The sequence below is a fragment of the Terrabacter sp. 05T424 genome (genome assembly GCF_056396225.1).
Genome location: NZ_JBFTLB010000002.1, coordinates 700,544 through 717,367, shown reverse-complemented (window position 1 = coordinate 717,367; position 16,824 = coordinate 700,544). Strand labels below are relative to the sequence as shown.

The 16,824-nt window shown below is 72.4% G+C and carries 13 protein-coding genes; 6 read left to right on the top strand and 7 right to left on the bottom strand.

What is annotated here, in order from left to right; translation table 11 throughout:
• Positions 1-61: 61 nt before the first annotated feature.
• Positions 62-1,084 (bottom strand): tripartite tricarboxylate transporter substrate binding protein, encoded by a 1,023-nt coding sequence (locus tag AC1DE0_RS08445; RefSeq protein WP_478099222.1) that lies wholly within the window; start codon positions 1,082-1,084, stop codon positions 62-64.
• A 162-nt stretch (positions 1,085-1,246) separates the two neighbouring features.
• Between AC1DE0_RS08445 and AC1DE0_RS08440 the strand changes: the two genes are divergently transcribed.
• From AC1DE0_RS08440 to AC1DE0_RS08425, 4 genes are all read left to right on the top strand, one after another.
• Positions 1,247-2,170 carry a LysR family transcriptional regulator gene (locus AC1DE0_RS08440; RefSeq protein WP_478099218.1) on the top strand — a complete coding sequence of 308 codons (924 nt, stop codon included), beginning with the start codon at positions 1,247-1,249 and terminating at the stop codon, positions 2,168-2,170.
• Between the two features lie 183 nt (positions 2,171-2,353).
• Positions 2,354-3,265, top strand: a complete 912-nt coding sequence (gene kdgD, locus AC1DE0_RS08435) for a 5-dehydro-4-deoxyglucarate dehydratase (protein WP_478099214.1) — start codon at positions 2,354-2,356, stop codon at positions 3,263-3,265.
• Between the two features lie 15 nt (positions 3,266-3,280).
• Positions 3,281-4,873 (top strand): aldehyde dehydrogenase (NADP(+)), encoded by a 1,593-nt coding sequence (locus tag AC1DE0_RS08430; RefSeq protein ID WP_478099212.1) that lies wholly within the window; start codon positions 3,281-3,283, stop codon positions 4,871-4,873.
• A 13-nt stretch (positions 4,874-4,886) separates the two neighbouring features.
• Entirely contained in the window at positions 4,887-6,209 is a 1,323-nt protein-coding gene (locus AC1DE0_RS08425; protein ID WP_478099210.1) for an enolase C-terminal domain-like protein, read from the top strand.
• An 84-nt stretch (positions 6,210-6,293) separates the two neighbouring features.
• Here AC1DE0_RS08425 and AC1DE0_RS08420 read toward each other — a convergent pair whose 3' ends face one another.
• From AC1DE0_RS08420 to AC1DE0_RS08405, 4 genes are all read right to left on the bottom strand, one after another.
• On the bottom strand, positions 6,294-8,720 hold the full coding sequence (locus AC1DE0_RS08420; RefSeq protein WP_478099208.1) for a CHAT domain-containing protein: 2,427 nt from the start codon (positions 8,718-8,720) through the stop codon (positions 6,294-6,296).
• Between the two features lie 244 nt (positions 8,721-8,964).
• Positions 8,965-9,471 carry a hypothetical protein gene (locus tag AC1DE0_RS08415; protein ID WP_478099206.1) on the bottom strand — a complete coding sequence of 169 codons (507 nt, stop codon included), beginning with the start codon at positions 9,469-9,471 and terminating at the stop codon, positions 8,965-8,967.
• Position 9,472: 1 nt separating this feature from the next.
• Entirely contained in the window at positions 9,473-10,054 is a 582-nt protein-coding gene (locus AC1DE0_RS08410) for an RNA polymerase sigma factor (protein WP_478099204.1), read from the bottom strand.
• Positions 10,051-11,619, bottom strand: a complete 1,569-nt coding sequence (locus tag AC1DE0_RS08405) for a S8/S53 family peptidase (protein ID WP_478099202.1) — start codon at positions 11,617-11,619, stop codon at positions 10,051-10,053. Before AC1DE0_RS08405 ends, AC1DE0_RS08410 begins: the two co-directional genes overlap by 4 nt.
• A 425-nt stretch (positions 11,620-12,044) precedes the next feature.
• Here AC1DE0_RS08405 and AC1DE0_RS08400 point away from each other — a divergent pair, with 425 nt between their 5' ends.
• The gene (locus AC1DE0_RS08400; protein ID WP_478099199.1) at positions 12,045-12,821 is read left to right on the top strand and encodes a peptidoglycan-binding domain-containing protein; all 777 of its coding nucleotides are present in this window, start codon (positions 12,045-12,047) and stop codon (positions 12,819-12,821) included.
• 59 nt (positions 12,822-12,880) lie between these two features.
• Here AC1DE0_RS08400 and pheA read toward each other — a convergent pair whose 3' ends face one another.
• Together pheA and AC1DE0_RS08390 are read right to left on the bottom strand one after the other, a co-directional pair.
• A complete protein-coding gene (gene pheA, locus AC1DE0_RS08395; RefSeq protein ID WP_478099197.1) occupies positions 12,881-13,828 on the bottom strand; it encodes a prephenate dehydratase in 948 nt (315 codons plus the stop codon).
• Positions 13,825-14,370: a DUF4446 family protein gene (locus tag AC1DE0_RS08390; RefSeq protein ID WP_478099195.1), complete on the bottom strand. Its 546-nt coding sequence runs from the start codon at positions 14,368-14,370 to the stop codon at positions 13,825-13,827. The genes pheA and AC1DE0_RS08390 overlap by 4 nt, the downstream gene beginning before the upstream one ends.
• A gap of 97 nt (positions 14,371-14,467) precedes the next feature.
• Here AC1DE0_RS08390 and AC1DE0_RS08385 point away from each other — a divergent pair, with 97 nt between their 5' ends.
• Positions 14,468-16,660, top strand: coding sequence for a hypothetical protein (locus AC1DE0_RS08385; protein WP_478099193.1), 2,193 nt, complete (start codon positions 14,468-14,470; stop codon positions 16,658-16,660).
• Positions 16,661-16,824: the final 164 nt, after the last annotated feature.

The window sequence follows — 16,824 nt, the reverse complement described above, 5'->3', positions numbered from 1 at the left end:
GTGGGGCCGGCGCGGAACGGGGATGGTCCACCCCGCGCCGGGCCTCCGGTTCGGGTCGGCGTCAGCTGTTGGACGCGAGGGAGATGCCGAACTCCTTGAGCTTGGCGGTGTTGGAGGCGAGGTCGGCCTTGAGCTTGCTCGCGACCTCAGTGCCCGGGATCTCGAGCGGCGTGAGGTTGTTCTGCTCGTTGAACTTCTTGTACTCCTCGGAGGCGAACGCCTTCTTCGCGGCCTCGACGAGCTTGTCCTTGACCGCCTGGGGCGTGCCCTTCGGCGTCGTGATGAAGCGGTACTGGCTCACCTGCACGTCGAAGCCCTGCTCCTTGGCCGTCGGCACGTCGGGCAGGAACTTCACCCGGTCGGCCGAGAAGACGGCGAGCGGCACGAGCTTGCCGGCCTTGATGTTCTCGATGGCCTCGCCGACCTGCATCGTCGAGACGTCGACCTGGTTGCCGAGCAGGGCCGTGAGGTTGGGGGCGCCGCCGTCGAACGGGACGGCTGTGGCCTTGATGCCGGCGGTCGCGAAGGTGAGGGCCGAGTTGAGCTGGGCTCCGGTGCCGACACCGGTGGTGCCGTAGCGGATCGTCTTGCCGGCGGCCTTCATGTCGGCGATGGACTTCCACCCCGTCCTGGGGTTGGTGGCGAGCACGTAGTCGTCACGCGAGACGCCGTAGACGATGTCGAAGTCGTCGACCTTGACGGCCTCCGACTCGGAGACGGCGAGCGGCGTGATGGCGAAGAGCGAGGCGTTCTGGATGGCGATGGAGTAGCCGTCGGGCGAGGCGGACTGCAGCTCCTTGGCCACGAGCGCGCCGTTGGCGCCGGGCTTGTTCACGACGGGCATCGCCACACCCAGCGACTGGCCCATGCCCTTGGACATCGCCCGGCTGATGAGGTCGCTGCTGCCGCCGGCCGACGCGCCGACGGTCATCTCGATGCTCTTGCTCGGGTAGTCGCTGCCACCCGACGCGTCGCCACCGCCACCACTGCCGTTCTTGACCCCGCCGCAGGCGGAGAGGGCGAGGGCGAGGGCGGCGGCACCGGCCACGGAGGCGATGCGGGTCCTCGTGCGAACGTTCGTCATTGAAGGTCTCCTACGAGCTGGGGGCACCGGGCGTCGGTGCTCATCGGGATGCGGTCTGTCCCCGTGCCGACTGACACTACGAACCACTTTCAATGCCTGTCCAAACCCGATGCTGCATCGGTTGATACCTTCCCGATATCGCGTGAGGTAATCTCCGTCGGCATGATGACCCTCGACCAGGTCCGCGCCTTCGTCGCCGTCGCGGAGGAGCTGCACTTCGGCCGCGCGGCCGAGCGGCTCAACATGACCCAGCCGCCGCTGAGCCGCCAGATCCAGAAGCTCGAGCGCACCGTCGGGGTGACCCTGCTCGAGCGCGACAACCGCAAGGTCGAGCTGACCGAGGCGGGCCGCGCCTTCCTCGACGAGGCCTACCGCCTGCTCGCGCTCGTCGAGAGCGCGGGCGACGTGGCCCGCCGCATCGACGGCGGGGCGGCCGGCACGCTGCGGCTCGGCTTCACCGCGGTGTCGGCCATCGGCATGCTCGGCCCCCTGCTCAAGGAGCTCGAGCGCAGCCTGCCCGGCATCGAGGTGATCCTCCACGAGCGCGTCACGGCCGCCCAGGCCGACGGCATCCGCCGCGGTGAGCTCGACCTCGGCCTGGCACGCCCGCCGTTCGACACGTCTGACTTCGAGTCGCGCGTCGTCTTCCGCGAGCCGCTCTGCGCAGCGGTGCCGGCCGACCACCCGCTCGCCCGGGTCTCGCGGCCACTGACTGCGGGCGACTTCGACGGGGTGCCGGTCATCAGCTACAACCCGGTCCAGTCGCGCTACTTCCATGAGCTCACGGTCCGGTTCCTCACGAACGCGCACCCGAGGGTCGAGCAGCAGGTGCACCAGATCCTCACCGCCGTCCTGCTCGTCGCCGCGGGTCGCGGCTGCGCTCTCGTGCCCGCCTCCGCGCGGTCGCTCGGGGTGCAGGGCGTGGCCTACAAGGACCTCGTCGACGGCGGCGGTGACCCCGACGGTAGCGAGGTCCCGGGGCGGCCCGTCGAGCTGCACGCCATCTGGGCACGTGGCCGCCGCAGCCCCATGCTGAGGCGGGTCCTCGCCCAGATCGGGCGCATGGACCTCGGCGACGACAGCTGAGCCGCGACGTGGAGGGCGCCTGAGCGCAACCGTCTGCGGTGATGCCGCTGGAGCATCACGGCATACGCAATCCGTCTTGGACAGGTATCCAAAGATGTTCCTAGCCTGAGGCCACTCACTGGCCCAGCGGCGGGCCCACCGATCCTCGGGACGGGCAGCCGCTCTGTCGCAAAGGACGTTCCCGTGCCCCTGGCTCCCGACGAACTCGCCCACACGCTGGGCAAGGGACTGCTCTCGTTCCCCGTCACCCACTTCACGCCGGACCTCGCGTTCGACGAGGCCGCCTACCGCGACCACCTGTCGTGGCTGAGCGGCTACGACGTCGCAGGTCTCTTCGCCGCCGGCGGCACGGGTGAGGGCTTCTCGCTGCGCACCGAGGAGATCGACACCGTCGTCCGCGTGGCCGTCGACGAGATCGGTGGCAAGGTGCCGGTGCTCGCCCCCGCCACCGGCGGCACCGCGGTCGCCATCGCCCAGGCGCAAGCCGCCGAGGCCGCGGGCGCCGACGGCATCCTGCTCTTCCCGCCCTACCTCACCGAGGCGGGCCAGCGCGGCCTCGTCGAGCACGTCTCCGCCGTGTGCCGTGCCACCTCCCTCGGCGTCATCGCGTACTCCCGCGCCAACGCGATCCTCGGCGACGTCGCGGTCGCGGAGGCGGCCGAGCGCAACCCGAACCTCATCGGCCTCAAGGACGGCGTCGGCAACGTCGAGGCGATGACCCGCACCTACGCCCGCGTCGGCGACCGCCTGCTCTACGTCGGAGGCCTCCCCACCGCCGAGACGTTCGCCCTGCCCCTGCTCCAGCTCGGCGTCACGACGTACTCGTCGGCCATCTTCAACTTCGTGCCGGAGTTCGCCGTCGGCTTCTACGAGGACGTGCGCCGCCGGGACCTCGAGGCCGTCTACCGCAAGCTCAACGACTTCGTGCTGCCCTACCTGGACATCCGCGACCGCGAGCGTGGGTATGCGGTATCGATCATCAAGGGCGGCCTCGAGGCCATCGGCCGTCCCGCCGGGCCGGTCCGTCCGCCGCTGACGAACCTCACCGAGCAGGACGTGTCGGACCTCAAGATCCTCATCGACAAGATCAGCTGAACGGAGCTCCTCCGCATGACCACCCTGACCGGACACTCGATCATCGCCGGCTCGCCCGTGGCCGGCCGCCTCCCCGGCTCGGCCGGTGTCGAGGCGGCCACGGGCGAGGCGCTCGAGCCCGTCTACACCTACGTCGACGAGGCGCAGCTCGAGGAAGCGACGCAGGCTGCGGCCGACGCGTTCGACGCCTACCGCGCCACGTCGCCTGAAGAGCGAGCAGCCTTTCTGGAGAGGGTCGCCGGCGAGATCGAGGCCGATGGCGACGCCATCGTCGCTCGTGCCGTCGCGGAGTCCGGCCTGCCGCTGGGGCGCCTCACGGGCGAGCTGGCGCGCACGACGGGCCAGCTGAGGATGTTCGCCGAGGTCGTACGCGTCGGCGACCACCTCGAGGCACGCATCGACCCGGCGCTGCCGGAGCGGACGCCACTGCCGCGCGCCGACATCCGGCAGCGACAGGTGCCGCTCGGGCCGGTCGCCGTGTTCGGGGCGAGCAACTTCCCCCTGGCCTTCTCGGTCGCCGGCGGCGACACGGCCTCGGCCCTCGCCGCGGGGTGCCCGGTCGTCGTCAAGGCGCACAACGCGCACCCGGGCACGAGCGAGCTCGTCGGGGCCGCGGTGGCGCGCGCCGTCTCCGCCTCGGCCCTGCCGGCCGGGGTCTTCTCGCTCGTCTTCGGCAGCGGCACGTCCGTGGGGCAGGCCCTCGTGGGCGACCCGCGCATCAAGGCGGTCGGCTTCACCGGGTCACGCGCCGGCGGGCTCGCACTCGTCGCGACCGCCGCGGCCCGACGCGAGCCGATCCCCGTCTACGCCGAGATGAGCTCGGTCAACCCCGTCGTGGTGCTGCCCGGCAGCATCGCCGACGGGCACGCGGAGTCGCTCGCGACGGCATACGTGGGCTCGCTGACACTCGGCTCCGGACAGTTCTGCACGAACCCCGGCCTCACGTTCGTCCCGGCAGGGGCCGACGGCGACGCGTTCGTCGCCGCTGCCGCGCGAGCCATCACCGACGCGACCGGCCAGACGATGCTCACCACCGGCATCGCCCAGGCCTACGACAAGGGCACCGGTGCGCTGCGTGGCGCCACAGGCGTGACGGTCGAGGCGGAGGGCCGCGCGGGTGAGGCCGCCAACGCGCCGGCGCCGTTGCTCGCGTCGACCACCGCTCGCAGCCTGCGCGACGAGGCCGCGGTCAGCGAGGAGGTCTTCGGCGCTGCCGGCGTGCTCGTGCGCTTCGGCGATCTCGACGAGCTCACGGACGCGCTCCGCGGTGTCGAAGGACAGCTCACGGTCACGGTGCAGGCAGCCGAGTCCGACCGCGAGGTCGCCCGCACCCTGCTCCCCCTGTTGGAGACGAAGGCCGGCCGCATCCTCTTCAACGGGTGGCCCACGGGCGTCGAGGTCGGGCACGCGATGGTGCACGGCGGGCCGTTCCCCGCCACCAGCGACCCCCGCACCACATCGGTCGGCTCGCTCGCGATCTACCGTTTCCAGAGGCCCGTCGCCTACCAGGACGTGCCCGCAGACCTGCTGCCCGAGGCGACCCGCGACGACAACCCGTGGGGCGTCACCCAGCGTGTCGACGGCCGCCTCCGGCTAGCCCAGAGCTGACAGGAGCAGCCCGATGTCACCGAAGATCGCGGCCGTCGAGGTGGTGCCCGTCGCGGGCCACGACAGCATGCTGCTCAACCTCAGCGGCGCCCACGGGCCCTTCTTCACGCGCAACGTCGTCATCGTCACCGACAGTGACGGCAACACCGGCCTCGGCGAGGTGCCTGGTGGGGAGAAGATCGCGGGCACGATCCGCGAGGCTTCAGAACTCTTGCAGGGCAAGGAGATCGCTCGGTATCGCCAGCTGCTCCGCCAGGTCGCCGAGGCGTATGCCGGCCGCGACGCAGGTGGTCGGGGCGCCCAGACCTTCGACCTCCGCACGACGGTCCACGCCGTGACCGGGCTGGAATCCGCGCTGCTCGACCTCATGGGTCAGCACCTCGGCGTCCCGGTGGCCGAGCTGCTCGGCGACGGCCAGCAGCGCAGCCACGTACCGATGCTCGGCTACCTCTTCTACGTCGGCGACCCTGCCCGCACCGACCTGCCCTACCTGGTGGGCGACGAAGGCGACGACCGTTGGTCGCAGCTGCGCCGCCGCGAGGCGCTGACGCCCGAGGCGGTCGTCGCACTCGCCGAGGCCGCGCAGGAGCGCTACGGCTTCAGCGACTTCAAGCTCAAGGGCGGCGTGCTCGCCGGCGAGGAGGAGGTGGCGGCTGTCACGGCACTCGCCCGCCGCTTTCCCGACGCGCGAATCACCCTGGACCCCAACGGGGGTTGGCTGCTCGACGACGCCGTCCGGCTCTGTCGGGGGCTCGGGGACGTGCTCGCGTACGCCGAGGACCCGTGCGGTGCTGAGGGTCGGTTCTCGGGTCGGGAGGTGATGGCCGAGTTCAAGCGGGCCACGGGGCTGCGGACGGCGACGAACATGGTCGCGACCGACTGGCGCGAGATGGCGCACGCGATCCGCACGAACGCCGTCGACATCCCTCTCGCCGACCCGCACTTCTGGACGATGGCCGGCTCGGTGCGTGTCGCCCAGCTGTGCCATGACTTCGGCCTCACGTGGGGCTCGCACTCGAACAACCACTTCGACATCTCGCTCGCGATGTTCACCCACGTCGGCGCGGCTGCTCCCGGTGAGATCACGGCGCTCGACACGCACTGGATCTGGCAGGACGGCCAGGCCCTGACGACGGCGCCTTTCGAGATCCGTGAGGGTGCGATCGAGGTGCCGACAGCGCCCGGTCTCGGCGTGAGGCTCGACCGCGAGGCGCTGGCCGCCGCACACGAGCTCTACCTCAAGCACGGCCTCGGCGCCCGTGACGATGCGGTCGCGATGCAGTTCCTCGTCGACGAGTGGACCTTCGACCCGAAGCGGCCCTGCCTCGTCCGCTGACCCAAGACGTCAGGAACTGAGCACTCGACTCGGAGGTTTGCCTCCCTCTGAGTCGAGTGTTCAGTTTCCGGCGAGCGGGCTGGGTCAGGGGTGGTGCTGGCCGCCGAGGTTGAGGAAGGCGGCCGCGACGTCGTCCGTCTCCGCGACCGCGCGGGCGAGTGCCTCGTCGCTCGGCAGGCCCGCCGCAAGCAGCTCGTGGTGTCGGGTCATCGTGTTCGCAGCGACGTCGTCGGGCACGGGCGCCACAGCCGCGACGACCGACCGGGCACCGAGCGACAGCAGCGAGAGCGCCAGGCCCAGCGACTCGTGGCCAGGACGCGGGGTGGTGAGCCCGACCTCGCAGGCCGAGAGCACGACGTGGTCGGCGCTGACGCCGGTCGGTTGCAGCTCGTGAGCGAACACGGGTCCGTCGTGCAGCACCAGCGAGGAGAAGAGCGGCGACTCGACCTGGTGCGTGCCATGCGCCGCGACGTGCACGATGCCGGGGTGGGCGAGGGCATCCACGAGTTCGTCACGCCGTGACGGCTGCGCCAGCCGGGCCCGAGGTCCCCACGTTCCGACGATCGCCTGCCCTTCGGCGGTCGCACGCGGCACGCCCGGCCCCACGCTGATGTGGACAGGGGCGGGACACTCGGGCACCGCGCCCAGTGGCGCACCGGCCAGTCCGCGGCGGGCGAAGGAGGTCAGCGACGGCGCCACCGTGAAGGGCCGGCCGCGCATCGACGGCAGCACCGCCCACGGCAGCGCCGAGACCTCCGGGCACGAGACGACGACGAGACCGCGGTCCGAGCGCCACGGACGCAGCAGGGCGTCGTCGAGCTCGGCCGCGCTCGATCGCAGCGACGACCACACGGCTCCGGCGAGCGGCCCGAGGTGGTGCGTCGCTGCGGCCCTGAGGTCGACGCGTACTCGCTGCGCGAGCTCGGTGGCCCGCTCGACCGGCATCAGGTCGCGAAGCGTCGCGCGCCCGCCGACGATCCCCACGGCACCGAGCCGGCCCCTGTGCCGGAAGAACCACACGTGGTCACGATCGACGTCGACGAGGTACGCCCGCGCGTCGCGCACCCGCACCGGCGCTGTGTGGGTCGCGCCGCCACTGCGGCTGAGCGCCCAGTCGCGGTCGCGGATCTGCCGCTCGAGGCGCGACGCGTGCTCGTTGAGCTCTCGCACGACGGCCGGATCGCTCTCGCCACGCACCTGGCCGCGGACGCCGCGCAGCTGCTCGGTGAGGGCGGCGAGCTCCTCGTCATCCGGGCGGCCGAGAGAGGGCAGCCGGTCGGTCGCGCTGCGCCAGCGGTCCAGCGCGTCGAGCACCGCGGCGCTGCCCCTCGGCACGGCGAGCTCGAGGTCGAGCTCGGCCAGGCGAGCCCCGTGCACCGCCCGGGCCGTGCGCAGGTCGAGGCTCGCGCTGCCCTCCTGACCGGCAGCCAGCCGGCGCGACGCGCGCACGAGCAGACGGCGCGCCGGCACCGGCTCTCCCGCGGCGACGAGGGTCTCGGCCGTCACCGCGGCGGCGTCGAGCTCGTCGGACAGCGATCCGGTCGACACGCGCTCGAGGCTCAGCAGTCGCGTCTGCGCGCCCTCGACGTCGCCCGCGCGCACGAGTGCCTGCGCGGCGACCACCCGCGCGCTGTCGGCGAGTTCGGAGTCGCCCAGCTCGGTCGCGGTCTCGGCGAGCCGGTCGGCTGTGACCGCCGCACTCCTGGCCACCAGGCTCGGGGAGTCATCGCGGTCCGACGAGGCGCCCGACGGAGTGTGCTTTCGATCGGGGATGTGGCGGGGGTGGGCGCGACGGCGCTGTCGCTCGAGGTCGACGAGCAGGCCGACGAGCACTGCCTTCGCKGCCCAGGCGGTGGCGCCGATGCGTCCGTACGTCTCACGGGCCGAGTCCGCGGCCGCGGCCGCGAGGTCGAGGTGCCCGAGCAGCCGGTGCGCCCGGGCGAGCTCGAGCTCGAACTCGGCGCGGATCTGGTCGTGGCCGTCGGCGCTGAGCTCGGCGACGCCCGTCTCGAGCGCTTCCACGGCCTCCTTGACGAGTCCTGCCTCGAGCAGCACCCGCCCCCGGTCGAGGCGGGCCGGCCCCTTGAAGACGTCGGCCTCGATGCCCTCGGCCCGCGCCATGTCGGCGAGGGAACGTGGGATGTCACCGAGGAGGTATGCCGCATACCCCTCGTTGTGCCTCGCCATGAACTCCTGCGGGCCGCCGCCGAGGTCGTGAGCCAGGCGCGCGGCCTCGGCGAAGGAATCGAGCGCCTCCTGGGGCCGGAGCAGCTCGAACGCGAGCATCCCCCGGCTCAGGTGCACCGAGCACCGCTCGCGCTCCGTGAAGGCGTCGAGCCGGCGTACGGCTCCCTCGAGCCCGTCCCACGCCGACGCCAGGTCACCCACCCGGCCGTGGATGTTGGCGCGCTGGTAGTCGATGCGGGCGCGGAGCCGCTGGTCGCCCAGCTCGTCGACGACCTGCTCGGCCTCGGCCAGCCTGGCCAGCGCCGGCTCGACACCCGAGAGCATGAACTCCGTCAGGGCGAGCGTGACCAGCGTGTTGCAGCGCAGCGCGAGCCGCTCGTGCGACGGCGCCTCACCGGCCCGGTCGATCTCGTCCAGCGCCGCGGCCAGCGACCGCGCTGCGTCGACGGGACGCCCGGCCAGGTTGTCCGCGGCGCCCTGCTCGCGCAGGGTGCGTGCACTCTCGAGCAGATCGATGGGTCCCGCCCGGCCTCTCGTCAGGGCCGGCCATCGCGTCGGGTCGGGATCGTCAGATCTGGATCGTCGGGGTGATGACCGGTCGTGTCTCGTCGTTGCTGGGGTCGGTCACCACGAAGTGGACCGGCCCATGGGGTAGATCATCCAGAACGAACCGCCCGTTCGCATCAGAAATCGCCGTGCGGCTGCCCTCGTTCGTGACGGCCTCGACCTGGGCGCCCGGTGTCGTCACCCAACCGTCGACGCGCATCCGGTCGTCAGCGTCGTCGGTGTCGGCGGTGTCGGACGGGCTCGCCGACACCATCAGGCTGACGGAGGCGGCCGTGAACGTGACCGACTCGGTCGGGGTCGGTTCGACCTGGGCCTCGGCGCCTCGCGTGGTCAGCAGCGCGGAGTCCATGAGCTCGGCGACCTCGGCGTGCAACGCGTGCACGGTGATCGCGAACTTGACCCGCTCGGCCAGGTCGCTCGGCACGGGGTCGGCGTGCGCGAACAGGTCGCGCACACGGCCCAGGTTGGCGAGGTCGCGGGCATCGATGGCGTCAGTGTGAGATGTCATGTCAGACCGCCCATCCTGGGTCGGAGCCGAGGGTCGTCCTCAGCTTCTGGAGGCAGCGGCCGCGGGTCGGGCCGATGCTGCCGACGGGCATCCCGAGCGACTCCGCGATGGCGGCGTAGTCGGGACGGTCGGCGAACGCGATGACCCGGAGCAGCTCCTGGCATCGCGGGGTGAGGGTCGAGATGTGCGTCCAGAGGACGCGCTGGCGCTCGCTGAGGATCGACTGCGCCTCGGGGTCGAGCTGCTGGGCCGGGGCCTCCGGCACCTCCTCGACGCCGAACTCGCGGCGCGAGCCGCGGGCGAGTCGCCACACCTCGCGCTTGACGACGACGACGAGCCAGCCGAGCACGGCGGCCGGCTCCTTGATCGACTCGGCGCGGTCGACGAGCTGGAGGAACGCTGTCTGGATGGCGTCCTCGCACGTCGCGGGTGCGCCGCCCTGCGACCGCGCGGCGTTCCACAGCACGGGCGTCACGATGTCGACGAGCTCCGAGAGGCGCTCGCGCTCGCCAGCGAGGTAGGCGGCGAACGCCCTGCCCGCGAGGGTCCCGAGGCCGTCGGGCGCGGTGGGGGTCGGGGTCATGACCGACCCCTTCCGATGCAGGTGCGCAGCGCGCGGATGCCGCGGCGGCGCATGGCGGACGGGGACACGTCGGTGAGGTGCCCCTCGTCGACGAGGGCCGCCGCGAGCTCCGCGGCGAAGACGGGTGTGGCGAACGACGTGCCGCTCCAGAGCCCGAAGCCGCCCGTGTAGTCGTCGGGGTCGACCGTGCAGCGCACGGTGTCGCCCGAGCGCACCTCCGACGACGGCTGGCCCATCCCGTTGGTGAGCGGGAGGGTGCTGACGACCGAGACACCGGCCCGCACGGCGCTGACGAGCGGCAGGTTGTTGGAGAAGAGCGCGACGGTCGAGCCGTCGGGGTTGCTCGCCCCGACGCTCGCCAGCGGAGGCACGGCCCTGGCGGTGATGCGCTGCGGCACCTCGGCCGCGAGCGCCGCCGGCACGAACGGCGCGTCGGTGCCGTCGTTGCCCACGCCGGCGACGACGAGGACGCCGCGTTCGGCGAGCTCGTCGAGCAGGCCGGCGACCGGCCCCGACGTGAAGGTGCGGTCCTCGGCGTAGTAGCCCATCGAGAGGTTGAGCACGTCGACGACCTCGGACTCGTCGTGCTGCTGCCCGTGCACGTGGCGGTCGAGCAGGGCCTGCAGCACGTCGAGGAGGTAGCCCTCGTCGACGACGCCGTCCTCGCCCATGACGGGGATCGAGAGGATCGTCGCCTCGGGGCAGCCCTGCCGCAGCAGGCCGGCGATGAACGTCGCGTGCCCCTGGAGCAGCCCGACGGGCTCGCTCGGGGCCGGCACCGAGATCGGCGGGTCGACCGGCTTGTCGGTCAGCAGCGGGACGAGCTTGCCCTCCTTGAGCACGAGCCGCAGCACGCCGGAGTCGTCCTTGAACCACGGGTGCGGGGCGATGGCCGTGTCGGGCACGACGATGACGGGGGCGCGGTCGACGGCTCGGGCGCGCAGCCGCGGGTCGGGCAGGGCCAGGGCGACCGGCATACGGCCCCCGCGGCCCGGCACGGAGTACTCCTGGAGCACCGAGCCACCGATGCCACCCCAGTAGCCGCCGATGCCGCCCCAGTAGCCGCCGATGCCGCCCCAGTAGCCACCGATCCCACCCCAGTACCCGCCGATCCCGCCCCAGTAGCCGTCGGCCGGCCGCAGGACGTGCTCGAGGCTGAGACGCGCAGCGATCGGCTCGTTCGCCTCGCGCAGTCGCTGGAGCACGTTCCACGCGTCGACGGGCTCGATCGGCGAGCGGGTCGGGCGGATCGTGATGCTCGTGCCCCACGAGGGCTGGTCGATGTCGCGCGGGCCGCCGTCCTGCCGGGGCGTCACCTCGTAGTCGAGCTCGAGCTTGCCGAGCGCGTCACGCAGGTCGTCGAGGCCCCGGGGCCGACCGCCCTGGTTGCTGACGAGCAGCCGGTCCGAGAGGTAGAGAGCCGGCAGAGGCGGCTGGCCGTCGGTCAGGCGCAGGGCCGTGGCCGGGTCGAGGGCACGGACCGGTGGCCGTTCGGGCCGGCGGCGGCCGCCCGTCCCACTCGCGTCGTTCGCGCCCTGCGGCGCGTCGGGACCCGACTCTGACATCGACAGACCTCCTGAGGGATGGATGGTGGGGCGACGGTGCTGAAAAGACCCTTACACCCGAGTGAGTGCGCGTAGTCGGATTCCTGATACATCGCGCCGAGAAATTTGTCCGCCTCAGGACGTATCAACCCCGTCCGTGGCGACTCTTGCTGACGGGGGTTTGGTCACCGGGCCGTGTTCGGGGCGCTGCGGAGGGGCAGCTGGCCCGGTGACCTCCAGAAGGGAAGTCGGGACCACCAGGGGGCGGTCCCGGCCTGGGGCGCCGGGCCTGGCAGCACCGGCGCCCCCTCCCCTGCCCCCTCTGCGAACGGGTATGCCGTCGCCGCGCGTCGCGCTCGCGCGCCCGGCCGGGCGGGCGCATACTTCTCGGACGTGTGCGGACGTCAGGGCCCGCTCCGTCAGCTCAGGGGAGTCAGATGTTCGGCATGACCCAGGTTGCCCCCGGCCGTGGCCGGCGACGCGCGCCCGCCTCGCTGGCGGCAGCCGTCGCGCTCGGCCTCGGGCTGACGGCGTGCTCCACCGCCGCGCCCACCACCCCCACTGCGGCCGAGTCGTCGGTGTCGTCGGCGTCGGAGACCACGTCCAGCGCGCCCACCGACACCCCCGCTCCCAACCAGCCGCTGCCGACGGTCAGTGCCGACCCGCTCACGCCGACGAAGCCCACTCCGACCGCCACTCCGACCGCCACGACGACCACGCCCACGGCGACGGCGACCGCGACCGACCCGGGGACCGTGGCGGGCGCGTGCGAGCGCACGCAGCCGGCATACCCGGTGGTCTCACCCGGGGCTAAGGGTCCGGCCGTGAGCGCCCTCCAGTGCTTCCTCAACGACGCCGACTTCGGCCCGGTGGCCGTCGACGGTGTCTACGGCGCGCAGACGCGAGAGGCACTCCGACGCGTCGAGGCGACCTTCGAGGGACCCGCGCCCAAGCCGGGCCGCGTCGACGCAGGCGTCTGGGTGCTGATCATCTCCCGGTCGATGGGCAGCCAGACACTCAAGCCGGGGGCGAAGGGTCCCGACGTCGAGACGCTCCAGCGGGCCCTGCGGGCGGCAGGAGGCACGCTCACCGTCGACGGCACCTTCGGACCCGAGACGAAGAAGGTCGTCCAGCGCTTCCAGGACGCCAACCGCATCGGCGAGGACGGCGTCGTCGGCGACGAGACCCTGTTCCTGCTCAAGAGCGGCGCGACGATCGGCTGACGCCCGACGGCCCGGCCCGCGTACGCCGGCTGGTCAGGCCCGCTGGTCAGGCCCGCTGGTCAGGCCCGCAGGTCGTCGAGCCAGGACTGCGCGCGGCCGAAGTCCTCGTCTGAGGTGCCCGGCCGGGCGTCCGGGCGACCGCCGTCGGCGCGGGGGTAGGACCCGAGGAAGCGCACCTCGGCGCACACCCGGCGCAGGCCCATCAGCGTCTCACCGACCCGCGCGTCGAGCACGTGGCCCTCGAAGTCGATGGAGAAGCAGTAGGAGCCCATCGCCGCCCCGGTGGGCCGCGACTCGAGGCGGGTCATGTTGACGCCGCGCACCGCGAACTGCTCGAGGAGCTCGAGCAGACCGCCGGCGTGGTCGTCGCGCTGGAAGAGCACGACGGTCGTCTTGTCGGCCCCCGAGGGCTCGGGGAGTGTGCCCGGACGGGCGACCAGGACGAAGCGGGTCACGGCGGCGGCGTTGTCGCCGATGTCCTCGGCGAGCACCTCGAGGCCCTCGTTGCTCGCCGCCGCCGGGGCACACACGCCGGCGTCGAACATGACATCGCCGGGCTGCCCGAGGGCGGCGGCGCTCGCGGCCGTGGAAAGGGTCGGCACGTACTCGGCGTCGGGCAGGTTCGTCCCCATCCAGCCGCGCACCTGCGCCCAGGCGTGCGAGTGGGTGCCGACGGTGCGCACCGAGTCGAGCGTCGTGCCGGGGCGCGCGCAGAGCACGAAGGTGATCGGCACCAGCACCTCGCCGATGACGACAAGCGGCTCACCCGTGGCGAGGGCGTCGAGCGTGGCCGACACCCCGCCCTCGACCGAGTTCTCGATGGGCACCATGGCCGCGTCGATGTCGCCCGTCCGCACCGCGCTCAGCGCACCGTCGACCGACCCGAACGGGAGGTGCTCCCGTCCCTCGGCCGCGTCCCAGGCGTCGAGCGCCATCTGGGTGAACGTGCCGCGCGGGCCGAGGTAGCCGAAGCGGTGGAGCTGGTCGGGGGTGCGGGGCGGGGTCACGACGCGTCCTTCGTACTGTCTGCCGAGCGAGCGCTGCCGGCGCGGACGCTGCCGACCCGGGCGGGCTCGTCCCGGTTGGCCGAGGCCAGCGCCTGCTGCTCCTCGGGGGTCAGGGTGATGCTCGACTTCCCGCCGACGATGCCCTTGGCGTAGGTGCGCGACTCACCACGCGCGTGGATCGAGCTGAGCACGATGCCGTCGCCGAGGTCGTCGACGATCGCGGCGGAGAACGACAGCCGGCCGCCCATGTCGCCGAAGGCGTCGTAGCGCACCACGGCGACGTTGCGCAGGCTCTGGCGCACGTCGTCCTCCGCGCCGGCGACGTGGTCGCGGAGTGCGGCCACCTCCGCGGTGAGTCGCTCGATGCGGTGGTTCTGGGTGGCGGCGACACGGGCGATGTCGGTGGAGCCGTCGCCCCCGAGGGCGGCGAAGTCGCGTCGGACCCGGGCGAGGCGCAGCTGCGCACCGGCGGCGAGGGCGAGCGCCAGCAGGGCGACGCCGGCGGCGGCCAGGGCCACGGTCGTCAGCGTCGAGGAGTCCACGATCGGCAAGGGTAGCCGGGTGGACCTCGTGCGCCCGTGGGATTCCAGTCCGTGACCTGGCCCTTGGCATACAGTCCCGGTTTGTAGTCTGTCCTGCGTGATCCGCCGCCATCCCGTCAAGACGCTCGTCGTCCTGCTCCTGGTGATGGTCGCTGGCCTCAGCCTCGCCTACGTCAACCGCACGACCGTTCCCGTCCCCTCGACGACCCAGCCGAAGCCCGGTGAGTCGCTGGTCGTGGTCGGTCTGGGAGGTCTGTCGTGGGACGACGTCTCGGCGAAGGACACCCCGACCCTGTGGGGTCTGCTGCGCGACGGCTCCGCCGCCTCGGTCTCGGTCAAGAGCCTGCGGCTGACCACCTGCCCGACCGACGGCTGGGCCACGGTCTCGGCAGGTGAGGCCGCCGGACCCGACACGAGCGAGGCGCGCCCGACCTGCTCGTCGCTGCCCTCGGTCGCCGGAGATGCGAACTCCGGCTTCCGCGTCATCGGGTTCAACGAGCTGGCCACGGCCTCGCGCGAGGCCGAGTTCCGGGCCCAGCTCGGCATGCTCGGCGACAGCTTCGCGACAGCCAAGACGTGCCTCCAGGCGATCGGGCCCGGGGCCGGGCTGGCCGCCTCGACCTCGGACGGCAAGGTCGCGAAGTACAGCCCCTTCCAGGTGACGACCCTCGTCTCCGACCTGGCCCAGTGCCCCGTGAGCATCGTCGACGTCGGCGGGATCGACGCGACCGATCCCGACCACGCGCGCCACCTCGAGAAGATCAACGGCATCGAGCGCCGCATCGACCAGGTCATCGACGCGATGCCCAACGGTGCCGACCTGCTCGTCGTCGGACTCGCCGACCGCGACCAGCAGGAGCGGCTGCGGCTGCTGACCGCGACCGGCCCGCACTACGGTCCGGGCCTGCTCGCCTCGGCCTCGACCCGCCTCACGGGTGTCGCGCAGCTGTCCGACATCACCGCGACGATCCTCCAGCGCGGCGGCGTCACCCCCGTGGCCGCGATCGGCGGACGGGCCCTGAGCGTCGTGCCGTCGGCGAACAACAGCGAGTCCACTGCGGCGTCGAAGCTGACCGTCCTCACCGACATCGACACGAAGGCCGACGCGATGCACCGCATCGTCGCGCCGTTCCTGGTCATCTGGCTGGCCGGCACCGCGCTGGCCCTGCTCGTGCTGTGGGTCGTGATCCGGCGAGCCCGGCCCTGGAACCGCCGTTTCACCCGGGCGCGCGTGCTCCGGATGGTGCGGCTCGTCGGCCTGCTGTCCGCCGCGATGCCGGCGGCGACCTTCCTGGCCAACCTCATCCCGTGGTGGCGCTGGTCGACCGACACGATCGTGCTCGCCGTGATGCTCTTCGTGCTGGTGCTCCTCATCAGCGCGGCCATCACACTGGCCTGCCTGAGGGGCCCGTGGAGCAGCTCGGCGCTCGGCCCGCTGGCCGCGATGTCGGCCGTGACCGCGGGTGTCATCGGTGTCGACCTGCTGACCGGCTCGCACCTGCAGATCTCGTCCATCTTCGGACTCCAGCCGCTCGTCGGAGGCCGCTTCTACGGCATGGGCAACGTCGCGTTCGCCCTGTATGCCGCCGCCGTGCTCCTGCTGTGCGCGGCCCTCGCGCACGCGCTCGTGCGGCGCAACGCGCCGCGCCTGGCCGTCTTCGCGATGGTCGTCGTCGGCGGCGTCGCGCTGGCCGTCGACGTGCTGCCCGCCTGGGGCGCCGACTTCGGTGGGCCCATCGCGCTCGTGCCCGCCCTCGGCTTCCTCCTCATGGGCGTCATGGGATGGCGCACGTCGGCGCGCAACGTGCTCATCGTCCTCGTCGCGGCCGGACTCGTCGTCGCGCTCGTCTGCTACCTCGACTGGCGCCGCCCCGAGTCCGAGCGTTCGCACCCCGGGCGCTTCCTCCAGACCGTCATCGACGGCGGCGCGTGGGACGTCATGTCGCGCAAGTTCCTCGCCAACGTGTCGCTGGCGATCCACCTGCCCGTGCTGCTCATCCTCGCGGCCGTGCTGATGGCCGTCGTCGTGGTAATCGTGATGCGCCCGGGCGCATTCGGCACGGAGCCGCTGAAGCGCCTCCTGGACGAGGCGCCGCTCATGCACCGCGGGCTCTGGTCGATCATCGTGATGGCCGCCATCGGCTTCCTCACCAACGACTCCGGAGCCGCGATCCCACCGGTCGCCGCAATCTTCACCGTGCCGCTCGTCGTGTCGGCCGTGATGCACTTCCTGTCCATCGAGGCCCGTAACGCTCCCGTCCGACGACGCCGGGACCGCCACCACCTCTGAGTTCTCTGGGCTCGCTCCGCGTTCTTTGGGCTCGCTCCGCTCGCCCGTGTTCGGCGCGCCTCGACGTCACGCCTTCCCTCCTCGACTTACTCGCTTCGCTCGTTTCGCTCGTCAGTCCAGGCGCGACGCGCGCCGAACGGGTCACTTGGGCTCGCTCCGCTCGC